The following is a 15,431-nucleotide window of genomic DNA, read 5'->3' as shown; positions in this document are numbered from 1 at the left end:
TTCGTGAATGATTCAAATTTTATTAAAAAAACCGCTTTGGTCACCGGTGCAAGCCGTGGAATTGGAAAGGGGATCGCATTAGAGTTGGCTTCTATTGGATACGATCTAGTCATTACGTATCGAACAGGGAAGGAAGAAGCGGAAGAGACAGCCGATAGTATTGAGAAAAATTATGGAAGAAAGTGCTATCCCATTCATGCAGAATTGGCAGATGAGTCTACAGCCAGTATCATTGTGCAGAAATCGATTGATGTTTTAGGCAAACTTGATGTGCTCATTAATAATGCAGGAGTCACAATTAAAAGCCCACTTGCTGAAATGGGGCATAAAGATATTATCCATTTGCTTAGCCTTAATCTAAAAACACCATTACTAACGATGAAAGCGGCTGTAAAACATATGATTGACGAACGAATAAAAGGAAATATCATCAATATCTCCTCAACTAGAGGGAAGCGTGCCTATCCGGATGATGCTGTTTATGGTGGGACTAAGGCAGCCTTAATACGAGCCACAGAATCTGTTGCTTTGGAATGTGCCCCCTTCGGAATTCGAGTTAATTGTATCGCACCAGGTGCAACAAAGGTTCGCGAAGGAAATAATGAGCATCTAAAAAAATTAGGCGATAAAATTCCTTTAAACCGAGTTGGAACCCCGAGAGATATTGGTCAAGCTGTAGCGTGGCTCATATCTGATCAAGCGTCCTATATAACAGGAGAGACGATCAAAATTGACGGAGGGCTAATCTTACCTGGAATGCCTGAAGACATTAGACCAGAAGCTGGATACGGTTGGGGTGAGATAAGGTAATGGAAAATAATATGCTTTTATTTGTAGGCTCGTATACAAATAAACATCCATCAGGAATTAATATTTTTACGTTTAATGAGAAAGATGGATCCGTGATCCATATAAATGCTGTTGATGGAATTAAAAATCCATCCTTTATCAGTATTGACGAAAAAAATAACCACTTATTTGCAGTAAGTGAAACAGCTATGACTGATGATAAAGAAGGTGGCCAAGTTTTTTCGTATGAAGTTTGTAAAGAAACTGGAAAATTAACATACTTAAGTGCAGAGCATACAAATGGAGGTGCGCCTTGCCACTTAAGTGTAGATAATAATGGGAAAAATATATACGTAGTTAATTATAGCGGAGGAAATCTTTGTCGGTTTTCCGTAGATGAAACAGGTCATATAAGACCTTTCGATGATTTAGTTCAACATTCCGGAAAAAGCGTTCGAACTGACCGACAGGAAGGCCCACATCCTCATTCCATTATATTGGATAAGCTTAATAGATTTGCTTACGTACCTGATCTTGGCTTGGATAAAATATTTATCTATCAATTGGATCAAGAACGTCATTCATTTATTGCATTCAAAGAAATCAATGTACATTTAGGTGCAGGACCAAGACATCTAGTTTTTCATCCGAATCTTCCTTATGCCTATGTCATTAATGAACTAGATTGTACGATTTGTGCTTTTTCAGTGGAAATGGATGGAACATTAAAGATGCTACAAACCATTCCAAGTTTAATCGAATTTAACGTAATAGAAGATAGTGGCGCCGATATACACATTGCTCCGAATGGGAAGTTTCTGTATGCCTCTAATAGAGGTGCCGATAGTATCACTATTTTCAAAATCAATCAAGAGGACGGTTCGTTAACACGTATAGGAATTTGTTCAACATACGGAAAAACACCACGGAATTTTGCGATAACACCGAATGGAAAATTCTTATTTGCTGCAAATCAAAACTCTGATTCTATCGTTATATTTAAAATTGACGAAGAAACTGGTCTATTAACAAAACCAATCAATACGATAAATGTATCAGAACCAGTATGTATTAAATTCTTCATATGAACATATTCATTTAGTATTTGTGTAAAAGATTCTATGAAAAGGATGCGATAATAATGGGAAAAATTCGAGTTGGGATGATTGGGACTGGCGGCATTGCACATTGGCATGCAAGACAGCTTAAAGAACTAGAGGAGGCAGAAATTGTCGCTATTACAGATCCAAGTGCTCAAAACAGGGAAAGAATCATTTCGGAGCACCAATTAGAAGGTGTTATAGAATTTACGGATTATAAGGAGATGCTTGAGAATTCAGAACTTGATGCAGTAGTGATTTGTTCACCTCATACCCTTCATTTCCAGCAAGCGATGGATGTTATGAATAGCGGTTGCCACGTGTTAATTGAAAAACCGATGGCTTGTTCACAAAAAGAAGCAGATGAGATGATTGAAACAGCTGAAAAACTTGGAAAAGTACTGCAAGTATCGTACCAACGACATTTTCAACCAGAGTTTTTGTTTATTCGTGATGCAATCGCTAAAGGTGAAATCGGAAAATTAACATCTGTAACAGCTTCTCTTTATCAAGAGTGGGGTCAAGGTACTGTCGGCAGCTGGAGGCAAGATCCAGCCCTTTCAGGTGGAGGAATGTTGATGGATTCTGGAAGTCATATCGTCGATGTCCTTCTTTGGACGACAGGTTTATCACCATTAGAAGTTTCAACACAGATGCAAAAGCATCAGTCACCTGTAGAATTAGATTCATTTACGTCTATTCGTTTTGAAAATGGGGTAGTTGCTGGTTTAAATATCGTTGGTTATGCTCCATGTTGGCATGAAACATACGTTTTCTGTGGAGATAATGGTGGGATTTTCTACGATAATGGAAAAATTACAATCCGTCGTTTGAGAGAAGAGCCGATTACTCCAAGACTTCCGGAACAAACAACGAATCAGGATAAAAGCTTCATCGACGCCATTCTAGGCAAACATGAAGTGTTGGTTCCTGGTCAGTTTGCGAAAGAAGTAGTAAAGCTTACAGAAATGATTTATACAGCAGCAGGTTACAATCCTCTAGGAGAGAATGACAAAGTAATTTCCTAAAACGATGAAAGACCTGACATTGTTTCTCCTTGTCGGGTCTTTTTTAGCAGACTTACTTGAAAATAATCTGTATTAAAATAAACGAGAAAGATTATTAAACAAACTGATTATTTTCATGATTTCTTTGTTAAAGTTCATTGTTGATTTTACGAAAATGTTTAGTGGAGCGAAATGTACGATACTTTAGCGGGGAAAATGGTATAAGGAGACTACATAGGAGGTTCATGCGCCGAAGAGATTCCATAACCTCTCACGCAAAGCGAGCACCTATAACGGAAATCAACAAATAAGTTTATAGAGCTTTTCAGTGAAACAAGAATCGTTAATTTGACAAAATATTGGTATAATCTAGTAAAGATTAATAGAGGGGGAATTTGGCAATGATTAAGGGGTTAAGTACAGCTGGTTTAGGACATGTGAAAAATTTAGAGGAACTTATCATTCTAGCATCTGAAAATGGATTTGGGTCCGTTGATACATCTGGACAAGAATTAAGAGATTTTGCAGAGGAAAAAGGTTTGGAAAATGCGAAAGCGTTTTTAAATGAGCACGAAGTGACAATTGGTTCTATCGGATTACCTTTAGAATGGAGACATTCGGAGGAACAATTTAAGGAAGGATTAAGCACTTTACTAGAAGATGCAAAAATTGCTTCTGAATTTGGCTGCACTAGCTGCTGTACATATGTTCTACCTGCAACTGATTACAACGCTGCACATTTTATGGCTTTAGTAACAAAACGTTTAAGACTATGTGCACAAATTTTAAATGAATATGGAATAAGTCTTGGCTTGGAATTTGTTGGTCCACATCATCTAAGAACAGCTTGGAAAAATCCATTTATTTGGGAAATGAAAGATACACTGGACTGGATTGATGCTATTGGCGAGCCTAATGTTGGTCTATTGCTGGATAGTTATCATTGGTACACAATTGGCGGCACAATTGAAGAGTTAGCCGCTTTACGTCCTGAGCAAATTACTCATGTTCATTTAAATGATGCAAAAGATGTCCCGCTGGAAGAAGTTCTAGATAATGATCGTCTATATCCAGGTGAAGGAATCATTGATTTAGTAGGATTCTTAAAAACATTAGATCAAATTGGATATAAAGGTTCAGTTGCCCAGGAAATATTAACTAAAGAGCCGTTAACAGAAGCTGCAAATTCATTAGCAGAAAAGTCTGGCAAAGCTTATGCAAAAGTATATGCTGCCGCAGAATTACAATAATAGTATGATAGAAGAGGCTGCACACCATTTTGGGAGCAGCCTCTTTGTATTATAATAAATCATTATTCACAATTTATATTATTCAATCATTGAAATATGTTGAAATTTTGCTAAAAAAAAGAGACAATGCAATAAAAGGATATAGGGAGTTGCTGATAATGATGGATGAAAAACAGCTCCTGCAGCATAATGAGAAAGTTGTTGCTGAGTTAGAAAAAGATCTCCGATATATTTCGGCTATCATTAAACAAAAAGGCAGAGAGTTACTAACAGATTTTTCAATCACTCCTCCACAGTTTGTTGCCCTTCAATGGCTTTTTGAAGAAGGCGACATGACGATTGGAGATTTATCCAATAAAATGTATCTTGCCTGTAGCACGACAACTGATTTAATTGATAGAATGGAAAAAAAAGAATTAGTCATGCGTATAAGGGATCCAAAAGATCGCAGGGTTGTTAGAATACATTTATTAGATAAGGGCGAAAAAATAATTGATGAAGTGATTAAGAAACGACAAGGTTATTTGCAAGATGTATTGAATGATTTTACAGCAGAAGAAGTATTGATGTTAAAGGACAACTTATCTAGATTACACAAGGTAATGCGCCAGGAATAATGTATCATTTCTTTTTATAGTAAAAGATACTGAAAAAATGTAATGGTCAAGGTTAGGCGCAAAAGCGACACGATACTAAATTGGAAGGCGCCGGCTGTATCAGAAACTAGCTATGTTTTAAAGCTAGGGCTTATGGCTTTTATACATTCGGCGTCGACTACTAGAAGAGGCGGAAAAATTGGAACAGGCAATAGGAGTTATAGATTCGGGAGTAGGCGGCCTGACAGTCGCAAAAGAAATCATGAGGCAAATGCCAAATGAGATTATATATTATGTAGGAGATACAGCTCGCTGTCCTTATGGACCACGTCCAGTTGAGGAAGTTAGAAGATTCACCCTACAAATGGCAGGTTTTTTAATAAAACGTGATATCAAAATGCTCGTTATTGCCTGCAACACAGCTACTGCAGTTGTTTTAGAAGAATTAAAATCTATCCTAAATATTCCCGTAGTCGGTGTAATTTCACCTGGATCGAGAGCGGCATTAAAAGTGACCGAAAATAAAAAAATTGGGATACTTGGAACAATCGGAACAATTAAAAGTGAGGCGTATGCCCGGGAACTCAAATTGATTAACAATCAAGTAGAGGTACTCCAACTCGCTTGTCCTAAATTTGTTCCAATTGTAGAAAGTTTTGAATATCAAAGCAATGTAGCGAAGAAAGTAGTAGCAGAAACATTGACACCTCTAATAGGCAGTGGGATTGATACTCTTGTTCTTGGTTGTACACATTATCCACTTCTTGGTCCCATCATAGAAAATGTAATGGGACCGAATGTAAAAGTAATTAGTTCAGGTGAGGAAACTGCGCAAGAAGTGAGTACAATATTAGATTATAAAAATCTATTGAATGAATCACCGGAAAAGCCAGAACATATTTTTTTCACTACAGGTTCTAGGAAAATCTTTAAGCGCATTGCTTGTGATTGGTTAAATGAAAATGATTTACATATTGAGTTTGCCAATCTTGCAAATCAAGAAAAAGAATTATTTTTATGATTGAATGCAGCCCACAAGTTGAGCTGCTTTTCTTTATCTATTTTCATTTGTTAATTTCTTTTTATACCCGTTTTATTTACTTTTGCAGGAGGTGAAGTGAAATGGAAGATATAAATAAAGATACATATGGCCATGTTGATAGTGATCTAACTGAAGACATTGATGATGAGGAAATGTACGAGCTAGTTAAAGAAGCCCAGCGTGAGGCACTAGAAAAAGCAGCTAGAGAAAGAGAAACTCCACAATCTAAACGTATGATGCCGAAATGGATGTTTTGGCTTATGGCGACAATATTTCTATTTAGCTCATTTTCATTTTTCTTTGAAATCTATTCAATCCCAGCAATTGAATTTTTAAAAACATCTACTAAATTATCAGTAGATAGAGATATTCAATTATATAAAAAATCAGTCGTTACGATTGTGACAGGAGACAGTAAAGGTACAGGCTTTTCTATATCTAGCGATGGAAAGATATTAACCAATTTCCATGTCATAGATGGAAATGAACGAGTTACTGTGGCATTTCCGGATGATGGAATGTTTATAGCAGATGTTGTTGATATATATCCGGACGTTGATCTCGCATTACTAGAAATAAACGAGGAAAACTTGCCATATTTACAACTTGCTGACCGACCGAATATCGTTGGAGATCAACGAATTTTGTTTATTGGGAATCCTCTTCGTTTTCAAGGAATTGTAAATGAAGGTACGATTATTGACTATATAAAGTTAACAGATTGGGAAGATGAGGTTGTCATGATCAAAGCACCTGTTTATAGAGGGAATAGCGGTAGCCCGGTTCTTAATGAAGAGGGTCAGGTCATTGGAGTCGTTTTTGCGACGATGAAACATGAGGAATATGGAAAAGTTGGTCTAATTATACCAATTCAAGAGTTTTTCGCAAAAAAAAGGAATAAATCATTAGAAGAGGGGTGATTGTTAAAGGATTCAGATATTTTTTTGCAAAGTATACAATCTCTCCTCACGTGTCACCCCATGCCATTTTGTCCTCAATTCACCACTACATAGACAAGTTAAATAGATGTAAAAGGGTGTTAGAAGGATATATACCTCCGTCTTTTTACGTAATCAAAACTTGTCAACTATGATCTTTGTCCCATACTTTCTTAAATTGAAAAGGAGAACTAACGTTCCTTTTGTAATCAAATTGAAACAATATTGGAAGATGATTGTAAAGTCTGATTGGCGAAAAATGATGTTATAATTTATCTAGAAATAAGAGATTATAGTGTTTTTCTATTGAAATTATATATTACATAAAGAAATATAGCATATTTCTTTTACGTTTTAATTACACAAGAAGTTCAATTTATAATGGGAGTTTAAGACTAGTAAGGGGATTCGTCTATTTTGGACTTAAAATGAAGATGAGACATTTTTCATATAACATTATTCCACAAATATACTACATCTCCACATTACGTTTAAATCACAATCAACTCTGTAAAGACAACTCCTCATATACTAAAATTTCAGCATAATACAGTTCTATCTTATATTAGAAAATTTTTTATAAAAAACAGGGGGAAACTAACAGTGAAAAATAGATTTATGGCTTCAAGCTTTGCAGTTCTACTTGGAGCTAGTGTATTATTTACCTCTTTTCCAAGTGTTACAGTTTTTGCCGATGAAAATATAGATCAAGAGATTCAGATGAAACAGCAAGAAATCAACGACATTCAACAACAAGAGCAAGAAATGAAAGAAACGCTGGGACAATTAGATTCTCAGGTTACTCAAACGAACGAGAAAATAGCATCAACAAAAAATGATATATCAAAAACACAAAAAGAAGCTAAGCAATTAGAAAATAATATTATTGAATTGGAGAAACGGATGGAAGCGCGCCTAGAACTTTTAAAAAAGCGTGCTCGTAGCATCCAGACAAGTGGTGGAGCAACGAGTTATTTGGATATTCTGTTAGGTGCCGAAAGTTTTAGTGACTTTGTAGATCGCGCATTTGTCATAAACACTATTTTTTCTGCTGATAAAAGTATTTTGCAAGAACAGGAAGAGGATAAAGCTGCACTTAAAAAGTCAGAGTCAGATTTGAAAAAGAAGCTAGATAAAGTTCAAAATGAATTAAAAGAAGTGGAAGAACTAAAAGTACAACTAACATATCAAATCAATGACAAAAATAGCATGCTTGCATCTATGGAAGAACAACGAAAAGAAGCAAGCAGGCAATTAAACGATTTGCAAAATCAAAAAGCCATTTTAGTTGAAAAAGCAAAAGAAGCAGAAAGAAGAAATTCAATTGTAGCGGATGAGAACAACGAAAGAATTGCTACAGATAAAACTAATACAGCTGAGCCAATCAAACATAATGGAAAATCAGAGAAACACGAAGACGTAGTTACTCCATCTAAAGACAACAAAGTTGAAAAGGAAGAACCTGCCGCTCCTTCCAAGCCAACTGTCAGTCATAATTCATCAGCCATCGAAAAGGCAATACAAGTTGGTTCTACTATGGTCGGGAGATCGTCTTATAGTTGGGGAGCTATAGATGTCAAAAATAGAAGATTTGACTGTTCGGGTTTTGTTCATTGGGCATATGCTTCAGCGGGTGTGAATATTGGTCGTTCAACAAGTGCATTGGCCACTCAAGGAAAAAAAGTCAGTACGTCTGAGATGAAGAGGGGAGATTTAATCTTCTTCAATACGTATAAAACAAATGGTCATGTTGGTATATATTTAGGAAATGGAACATTTTTAAATAGTAATAGTTCTCACGGAGTATCGATTGACTCATTAAGTAATACGTATTGGAAAAATGCTTTTAAAGGACATGTTCGTAGAGTTGTAGAGTAATAGATTTTGAAAGTAGAAGGTGGGATTCTCCCCACCTTCTTTTTTATATTATCTGGATCTTCATATTTCCTTTATCGTAACTCTTTGCCTGAAAAAAGAGCTTTAGATTCTTAATGCGGTGTCAGCTGCTTCTATATCAGGGATGAATAAAAACAATTAGAAGAAAGTTAAGTTGATTAATTTTATTGTAGTGGAAGGGGGAGTTAGTTAAATTTTAAATATTAAAAAATGAATATACCTGCTATTATTATTCTAGGCTCTTTTCTCAAACATTGTTGCTATTTCATATAAATTTTAATAATAAGAGATTGATTTGAACCTGCTGAGAAAAGAGCTTCCAATTTTATAAGAACAGCTATACTTCATTGTTTAGGTGTAAAAGCCGGCTTTTGGGATTTTACAAAACAACAAACTTTACGACAACAGCCTTATTCTAAAAGGGGAGTAATTAGGTGAAATTTTATATTGTTGATGTTTTTGCAGAAAACAAATATGAGGGAAATCAATTAGCGGTTTGTCTTCCTGATGGAAATATAGGCCAAGAGGAAATGCAAGCTATTGCTAAAGAAATTAATTTTTCTGAGACGACTTTCATTAAGTCAGGATTACAAAGGAACGGTGGGTATGATGTGAAAATCTTTACGCCCGATTCAGAAATACCGTTTGCAGGACATCCTACAATTGGTACTGCTTATATCATTCAACGTTTCTTAGAAGATAAAGAAGCGACTGAAATTAAACTAAACCTTAACGTTGGCCAAGTTCCTGTAGTATTTGAAGAACAATATGCTTGGATGACACAAAACCAACCTGTTTTTGGCACTGAAATTGATATTGAAACGATTGCTAAAACTCTGCAAATTGGTATAGAGGATATAAATAGCGACTACCCAGTTCAAGTAGTTTCGACGGGTTTACCGAGCATTATTGTGAATGTGAATACATTAGATGCGATTAATCGATGTAAAATAAATCATAATGTATATGATGAAATTTTAGAGAAAATAGGAAATGCTAATCTTCTTATTTTTACAGAGGAAACGATACATCCTGAAAACGATTTACACGCAAGAGTTTTTATGTTTACATCAGGTCATTTAGAAGACCCTGCAACTGGTAGTGCTAATGGGAACTTAGCAGGGTATTTATTAGAACACAACTTTTTGGGTAAAAATAATATTAATTATAGAGTCGAACAAGGCTATTCCATAGGGAGAAAGTCACTATTGAAAGTACAAGCTAAAAAGATTGCTAACAACTTTCTAATACAAGTTGGTGGTAGAATTTTTGTTGTAGCAGAAGGAAAATGGTTATAATTTCCTATTTACTCAACGAGGTTAATATAAATAAAAAGAATATGTTAAAACACCATTTAAATCTATTGGATGGTGTTTTAAGTGTCTATAAGGTAAATTAATCAACTTTAATGCACTTTTCACCATGACTCTTTTAGTAGATGATCAAGGCGCCAACACTTTTCTAATAAACTTTTGGCCAAGCGGTCTATTCCTGGGACATAGCTCGTATACATGTAGTACAAACTGTCTTAGGAGGGGTACTTAATGTCAATAAGGGCGAAAATAGCCTTAACAACAGCTGCAGTAATGGCGACGAGCATATTTTTATCGGGCTGCGGTCTCTTCGGTAAAGAGAAGGAAAGTCTGGATCCGCCAAAAGAAGTGTCGTATTTAAAAGAAGGTGAGGCTCTTGATGCTTCTCCTGATGCAGAGACGGCAGCGGAAGAAAAGAAAGACGTCGTAATGAGGGATATTTATTTAATCGACAAAAATGGTTTTGTAGTAGCTCAATCATTGCCACTACCGCAAACGGAAAGTGTTGCAAAACAAGCGTTATCGTATCTCGTTACTGATGGCCCGGTAGCGGATATTTTACCAAATGGTTTTCGAACCGTCCTTCCTGCTGGAACTGAATTGGATGTAGACGTACATGAAGGAAAGGCAACCGTTGATTTTTCCGAAGAATTTACTACGTACGATCCTAAAGATGAAAAAAGAATATTGCAAGCAGTTACTTGGACTTTAACTCAATTTGATTCAATTGATAAGGTGGAGCTTAGAGTAAATGGTTATCCTCTAACAGAAATGCCTGCTAATGGTACGCCAATTAGCAATGAAGGATTGAGTCGTGCAGATGGTATTAATACGGAGTTTACAAACGTAGCGGATATTACAAACACTCGCCCGGTTACTGTTTATTATTTAACACAAATAGGCGAAGATTTTAACTATGTACCTGTTACTCGGAGAGTGTCAAATACGGTGAAAGATGACGTAGTAGCCGTAATAAATGAACTTGTTGAAGGTCCAGGAATGTTGACAGCTCTCGTAACAGGTTTAGTTGATGAGGTTAAACTTGTTGAAGATCCGAAGATTGAAGATCATGTAGTAACACTTAATTTTAATGAAGCGATACTTGGAAATAGTGAAAATAAAGTGATATCAGATGAAACATTACGTTCGCTTGTCTTGTCCTTAACCGAACAAACTGGCATTGAAAGTGTTAAAGTCATGGTTAACGGAAGTAGTGAAGTGGTGAATGAAAAAGGCGAAGCCCTAACAGAGCCAGTAACAAGACCAGAAAAAGTTAATAGTGGTAGGTTTTAAAAGAAAAAATTTGATATACTATATAATAAAAAGTAGAGGTTGGCCAATTAGCCACCTCTTTTGTTATTTTTTAAATATCGTACACAGCATTTAATTTGTTCGATATTAAAGGAGGAAGTTTTTTTGCGAGTAGATGGACGTAGTTCTAACCAATTAAGAAATGTAAAAATTGAAACTGATTATCTATTACATCCTGAAGGGTCCGTATTAATATCGGTTGGAGATACAAAGGTCATATGTACAGCAAGTATTGAAGAGCGAGTACCTCCATTTATGCGAGGTGAAGGAAAAGGGTGGATTACAGCAGAATATTCGATGCTTCCGCGTGCAACAGGAACAAGGAATATCCGGGAGTCTTCAAAAGGAAAAGTATCAGGTCGGACAATGGAAATACAACGCCTTATTGGAAGGGCTCTTCGATCTGTTGTCAATTTAGATGCGATTGGAGAAAGAACTGTTTGGGTCGATTGTGATGTCATTCAGGCAGATGGTGGTACTCGTACAGCATCCATTACAGGGGCTTTCGTTGCAGTAGCCATCGCATTAAATAAATTAAAGGTTGAAAAAAACCTTCCAGAACTTCCTATATTGGATTTTCTTGCAGCAACAAGTGTAGGTATCCTTGAGAATGAAGGAGTTATTTTAGACTTGAATTATGCTGAAGATAGTACCGCGATGGTTGATATGAATATTGTCATGACAGGTGCGGGAGAGTTTGTAGAGCTTCAGGGAACAGGAGAGGAAGCAACTTTCACTGTCTCTCAGCTTCAGGAAATGTTAGCAGTTTCTGATGAAGGCTTAAAGAAGCTTATGGATATTCAAAGAGCAGCACTTGGTGAAATTGCAACATTCATTAAAAGTGAAGCAGGGAGTAATATTCAATGAGACATGTGATAATAGCAACGAAAAATAAGGGGAAAGCAAAGGAATTTGAAGCATTATTTTCAGCTTTAGATGTAGAAATCTTAACTTTGCTTGATTTAGATGATGCGCCAGACATAGAGGAAACGGGTACTAGCTTTGAGGAAAATGCCACGCTTAAGTCAGAGGCGATTGCTAACATGACGGGAAAAATCGTTATTGCAGACGATTCCGGGTTAGTTATTGATGAATTAGATGGTAGGCCAGGTATTTTTTCGGCAAGATATGCCGGGGAAGATAAAAGTGATGAAGCGAATATTGATAAAGTGTTATTCGAAATGAAGGATGTACCTGATGAGAAAAGAACCGCACGTTTCTTTTGCTCACTTGCCATATCAGGTCCAAGCATGAAGACAATAGTTGTAAATGGAACATGTGAAGGAAAAATTTTAACTGAACGAAAGGGCACAAACGGGTTTGGCTACGATCCGATTTTTTATGCGCTAGATGCTCGTAAGTCAATGGCAGAGATGTCATCAAACGAAAAAAACAAGATTAGCCATCGAGCAGAAGCTTTACATAATTTAAAGCCTGTGATTGAAGAGATTTTTTAAAGGGGTGAACCGTGGTGAAGTTACTCGTTGTCAGTGATAGCCATGGAAATAAGGTGGTTTTGGAAGAGTTGAAGGGTACATATCAAGATCGAGTGGATGCAATGATTCATTGTGGAGATTCAGAATTATCCGCTGATAATCCCGCTCTTATAGGTTTTGCGGCAGTACGAGGTAATTGTGATTTAGATTCAAAGTTGCCGAATGAACTCATATTAAAAATGGACGATTCCGTTATTTACGTGGCACACGGACATTTACATCAAATTAAGTCTTCATTACTAACAATCTCTTATCGTGCAAAAGAAGTTGGAGCGGATTTTGTATTTTTTGGGCACTCTCATTTACTCGGAGTTGAAATGATTGATGGAACAATCTACTTGAATCCTGGAAGCATTTTGCTTCCTCGTGGTGGCAACGAAAAAACGTATGCAATCATTACAAAAGAAAATTCCGTTATAACTGTACAATATTTTAATGAACATCATGAGGAGTTAACGGAACTTAAATCGGTTTTTCAATAAACAATGAAAAGGAGATATGCAATTATATCTCCTTTTGTTATTATTGAACATCCGCTGCACAGCGAAAGCCCATATTTCCTGTAGAACTGTCGGGAGTATTCGAACTTCTTGCGGCCACTCTATATCTATTGCAATAAGATTTATGGCAAAGATATGAGCCGCCTCTTACGGATTTATTCGTTCCTGTTTTAGGTCCACTTGGATTGATCAGATCACTTTTGTCGTAATCGACACTAAACCAATCTTCACACCATTCCCATACATTTCCTGCAACATTATATAAGCCATACCCATTTGGATGAAACGCATCAACTGGGCATGTCCCAATATATCCGTCACGTTTCGTATTTTTGATTGGGAATTCACCTTGCCAAATATTGCATTGATACTTTCCGTTGATGATTAAATCGTCACCCCATGGGTATTTCTTTTGTTCCAAACCACCTCGAGCCGAGTATTCCCATTCTGCCTCTGTCGGAAGGCGTTTTCCGCTCCATTTACAGAAGGAAATTGCATCATTCCAACTGATATGGATAACAGGATGATTTAATCGATCTTCAATCGCCGAGCCAGGCCCTTCTGGTTGTTTCCAATAAGCACCTTTAACAGCGACCCACCACGGAACTGCAGCTACACGCTGTGGATTATTTTTTAACGTTTCCTTTGAACAGAAGAGATGAAATACAAAGGACCAACCAAATTGTTCCGCTTCCGTAATATAATTCGTTTCATGTACAAACTGCATAAATTGTTCATTTGTCACTGCATATTTATCAATATAAAAAGAATCGATTTTTACTTTTCTAACGGGACCTTCTCCATCAGCTGGAAAGCCTTCTGAATCATTCGTTCCCATCAGATATTCTCCACCTTGAATCAGGACCATATCATTTTTTGAAAAAGTTGATTTTTGCTTTTCTATAGCATTTTTTAGCTTTTCTATTTCATTTGATTCCCTCGATACGGAACAACAGGAGTTCATGCGCTCTTTCCTCCAATTTATAGATTGATCAAGTAAAAAATGTGTTTAAGAGGAGTGCAGCTGCCCCAATTGGAACAGCATCCTCCTTTAAGGCCCCCTTATTAAATAGAACTGCATTTTCGTACGTATTAAACATATACTTTTGCGCAGTTTGTACTATTTTTTCATAATAGGGCGGATATTCGTATATAAGCGGTCCATTTAATAGGACTTGATCTAGTTGCATGAAATTGATCATATTGGCTATACCAATCCCATAGTAATGAGCAGAATTAAGTATAACATTCTCGACTATTTCATCTCCTGCTTTTGCTGCTTGGATCAAAAGTTCGAATGTTAACGTTTGTTCAGTTGAAATTAACGATTTTCCTCCGGCTGCAATTTGTTCATATATTTGAGTCTTCATAGAATCAAGGGACGTATAAGAAAGTAGACAGCCTTTTCTGCCACAAATACATTCTCTTCCATCAATATCCACAATCATATGACCGAAAGCACTAGCAACACCTGTTTTATTTTGTACTACTTGTCCATTTACAAGCATTCCACAACGTAATCCAACACCGTTTATACAATATAAAATATCTTGTCCAATTGCAGATGAATGGAGATATTCAGCAAACGCTGCTGTATTTGCACCGTTTTCGAGCAGAACCTTAACGGGAAATACTTTTTCTAATGAAGAGACGATAGGTACATGATTCCAACCAATACAAGGAAAAGAATCAGGGTCTAGTATCAAACCAAGTTTTCGATCTAAAGGTCCTACAGAACCAACGCCGATACCAATCAAATCCTCTTCCGTTACATTATGACGTTGCATGAAAAGCTTAATTGTATCAATAATGTTCTCTATAACTATTTCTGGTGTATGAACATGAGTCATAGGGAATGTATATTTTTCAATTATCGATAATTTTAGACCTAGTAATGCGATAGTAGTATGGGTTCTCGAAATATCAATTCCAATGATATACCCACGATTTTGTACGATTTCATATAAAACAGGTGGTCTTCCTCCACTGGAATTTCCTAAACCACTTTCAAAAATAAATTGTTGTATTAAGAGTTCATCAATAATCCTAACTAAAGTTGTATGTTTTATATTTGTCATCGTTTGTAAATCTGCTTTAGACAACGGACCATGTTCATAAATCAATCGATATACCTTTTTTAAGGTGTGATACTTTGTAGAATCTTCAATAAGAAATTCTTTCATTTTCAAAAGA

The 15,431-nt window shown here is 36.3% G+C and carries 15 protein-coding genes; 13 read left to right on the top strand and 2 right to left on the bottom strand.

Annotated elements, in window-relative coordinates; genetic code table 11:
- Positions 1–3: 3 nt before the first annotated feature.
- The 13 genes from KHA93_RS09370 to KHA93_RS09310 all read left to right on the top strand — a co-directional run bounded on the left by KHA93_RS09370 (position 4) and on the right by KHA93_RS09310 (position 13,220).
- A complete protein-coding gene (locus KHA93_RS09370; RefSeq protein ID WP_349772275.1) occupies positions 4–810 on the top strand; it encodes an SDR family NAD(P)-dependent oxidoreductase in 807 nt (268 codons plus the stop codon).
- Positions 810–1,877, top strand: a complete 1,068-nt coding sequence (locus KHA93_RS09365) for a lactonase family protein (protein WP_213110500.1) — start codon at positions 810–812, stop codon at positions 1,875–1,877. Before KHA93_RS09370 ends, KHA93_RS09365 begins: the two co-directional genes overlap by 1 nt.
- Positions 1,878–1,930: 53 nt before the next feature.
- Positions 1,931–2,917, top strand: a complete 987-nt coding sequence (locus KHA93_RS09360) for a Gfo/Idh/MocA family protein (RefSeq protein WP_213110499.1) — start codon at positions 1,931–1,933, stop codon at positions 2,915–2,917.
- 380 nt (positions 2,918–3,297) lie between these two features.
- Positions 3,298–4,146 carry a sugar phosphate isomerase/epimerase family protein gene (locus KHA93_RS09355; protein ID WP_213110498.1) on the top strand — a complete coding sequence of 283 codons (849 nt, stop codon included), beginning with the start codon at positions 3,298–3,300 and terminating at the stop codon, positions 4,144–4,146.
- Positions 4,147–4,307: 161 nt separating this feature from the next.
- On the top strand, positions 4,308–4,763 hold the full coding sequence (locus tag KHA93_RS09350; protein WP_432806346.1) for a MarR family winged helix-turn-helix transcriptional regulator: 456 nt from the start codon (positions 4,308–4,310) through the stop codon (positions 4,761–4,763).
- Positions 4,764–4,941: 178 nt separating this feature from the next.
- Positions 4,942–5,763 (top strand): glutamate racemase, encoded by an 822-nt coding sequence (gene racE, locus KHA93_RS09345; RefSeq protein WP_213110496.1) that lies wholly within the window; start codon positions 4,942–4,944, stop codon positions 5,761–5,763.
- A gap of 101 nt (positions 5,764–5,864) precedes the next feature.
- Positions 5,865–6,704: a S1C family serine protease gene (locus KHA93_RS09340; RefSeq protein WP_213110495.1), complete on the top strand. Its 840-nt coding sequence runs from the start codon at positions 5,865–5,867 to the stop codon at positions 6,702–6,704.
- Positions 6,705–7,325: 621 nt separating this feature from the next.
- Positions 7,326–8,600 (top strand): coiled-coil domain-containing protein, encoded by a 1,275-nt coding sequence (locus KHA93_RS23710; RefSeq protein WP_349772274.1) that lies wholly within the window; start codon positions 7,326–7,328, stop codon positions 8,598–8,600.
- A 452-nt stretch (positions 8,601–9,052) separates the two neighbouring features.
- Positions 9,053–9,916: a PhzF family phenazine biosynthesis protein gene (locus tag KHA93_RS09330; RefSeq protein WP_213110494.1), complete on the top strand. Its 864-nt coding sequence runs from the start codon at positions 9,053–9,055 to the stop codon at positions 9,914–9,916.
- A 246-nt stretch (positions 9,917–10,162) separates the two neighbouring features.
- Positions 10,163–11,224 (top strand): GerMN domain-containing protein, encoded by a 1,062-nt coding sequence (locus tag KHA93_RS09325; RefSeq protein ID WP_213110493.1) that lies wholly within the window; start codon positions 10,163–10,165, stop codon positions 11,222–11,224.
- A 123-nt stretch (positions 11,225–11,347) separates the two neighbouring features.
- A complete protein-coding gene (gene rph / locus KHA93_RS09320; protein ID WP_213110492.1) occupies positions 11,348–12,109 on the top strand; it encodes a ribonuclease PH in 762 nt (253 codons plus the stop codon).
- Complete coding sequence (locus KHA93_RS09315; protein WP_213110491.1) at positions 12,106–12,699, top strand: XTP/dITP diphosphatase; 594 nt, start codon at positions 12,106–12,108, stop codon at positions 12,697–12,699. The genes rph and KHA93_RS09315 overlap by 4 nt, the downstream gene beginning before the upstream one ends.
- Before the next feature lie 14 nt (positions 12,700–12,713).
- Positions 12,714–13,220, top strand: a complete 507-nt coding sequence (locus KHA93_RS09310; protein WP_213110490.1) for a metallophosphoesterase — start codon at positions 12,714–12,716, stop codon at positions 13,218–13,220.
- Between the two features lie 40 nt (positions 13,221–13,260).
- Here KHA93_RS09310 and KHA93_RS09305 read toward each other — a convergent pair whose 3' ends face one another.
- Together KHA93_RS09305 and KHA93_RS09300 are read right to left on the bottom strand one after the other, a co-directional pair.
- Positions 13,261–14,202, bottom strand: a complete 942-nt coding sequence (locus KHA93_RS09305; protein ID WP_213110489.1) for a formylglycine-generating enzyme family protein — start codon at positions 14,200–14,202, stop codon at positions 13,261–13,263.
- Positions 14,203–14,230: 28 nt separating this feature from the next.
- A complete protein-coding gene (locus KHA93_RS09300) occupies positions 14,231–15,421 on the bottom strand; it encodes an ROK family transcriptional regulator (RefSeq protein WP_213110488.1) in 1,191 nt (396 codons plus the stop codon).
- Positions 15,422–15,431 lie beyond the last annotated feature (10 nt).

The sequence above is a fragment of the Lederbergia citrisecunda genome (genome assembly GCF_018343695.1).
In the GTDB taxonomy this organism is placed as follows: domain Bacteria; phylum Bacillota; class Bacilli; order Bacillales; family Bacillaceae_C; genus Lederbergia; species Lederbergia citrisecunda.
The sequence above is the reverse complement of the archived record's forward strand: the minus strand, read 5'-3'. Positions and strand labels throughout refer to the sequence as shown.